The following is a 1,156-nucleotide window of genomic DNA, read 5'->3' on the forward strand; positions in this document are numbered from 1 at the left end:
ACGATGACCGAGACGGCCAAGCTGGCAGACTATATTTTGCCAGCCGCCTCATTTGCAGAGAAAGCTGGTACCTTTACCAATTGTGAGCGCAGGGTACAGCGGATCAATCCGGTGATCCCGCCTCCGGGCGAAGCGATGGGGGATTGGCAGTGGTTGCAAGCCTTGGCTGAAGCGATGGGGAGTCGCGTACTTAACTGGCACAGTAGCGAAGCGGTGTTTGATGAGATGGCTTCACTAACCCCCTCTTATCAAGGGATGAACTATCAGAACTTGGACCGCAATCATGGTCTGCAGTGGCCCTGCAATGCGAACGCCCCGCAAGGGACGGCGATATTGCACCAACAGCAGTTCCCGATTGGTCGGGCGCGGCTGACACCAGTTCACTATGTTCCTATTGATGAAGCCGCCGATGAACTCTTTCCACTGCTGCTAACCACCAATCGACTGCATTTCCACTATGGCTGTGGCTCGATGAGCCGTAAGTCGCCGCTGTTGGAGCGGGAAACCCCGCCCGGGATTTTATTTATTAACCCGCAAGATGCCAGCGCGCTGTCCATTCAACTATATGGGCCAGTGGGCGTGCGGTCACGGCGTGGTTATATCGAAACCCGCGCCATGATCACCGAAGACGTCCAGCCTGGGCTGGTGAGCATGCCTTACCACTTCAAAGAGGCGCCCTCAAATCAGTTGACCAATACCGCCCAAGATCCGGTTACCAAGATGCCCGAGTTGAAAGCGTGTGCCGTCGCGGTGATTGCGCTACCTGCAGACCATGTCCCTCGTGCCGTGTGGCAGTTAAAGGAGGAACCTTAGTATGCACAACACTTACTTGTTGGATTCATTGGATGGTTTGCGGGCACACTTGGCGCGCTCTCGGGCGTTATATCAGGTGGTTGCCCAATCAGCAGATGGTCAGCAAGACGCCCATTGGCAGCAAGTGACCGAGCCAGCGTGGCCGCCGCTACAGCACCATAAGCCGCTTCACTCCGCCAAGCAATTTTTCTTTGCTGAGCAGGAGCCGCTGTATGTTTTTGATGGTCAACTGTTTAAAGAGACCTTGCCGGAGCCCGAGCCATTCGTGTTGTTTGGGGTGCAGAGCTGCGATCTGATGGCGATCCACTACCAAGACTCCTTTTTTGAACAAGACCCTTACTAC

General features: G+C 55.0%; 1 protein-coding gene and 1 pseudogene. Both read left to right on the plus strand.

Features of this window, described 5'->3' with window-relative positions:
- A partial coding sequence (locus C9J12_RS30065) for a molybdopterin oxidoreductase family protein (protein ID WP_146150146.1) occupies nt 1-813 on the plus strand: 813 nt, incomplete at its 5' end.
- 1 nt (nt 814) lies between these two features.
- A pseudogene (locus tag C9J12_RS30070) lies at nt 815-1,156 on the plus strand (4Fe-4S dicluster domain-containing protein); the annotation flags it as partial.

This window comes from Photobacterium frigidiphilum (assembly GCF_003025615.1).
GTDB classification, from domain to species: Bacteria; Pseudomonadota; Gammaproteobacteria; order Enterobacterales; family Vibrionaceae; genus Photobacterium; species Photobacterium frigidiphilum.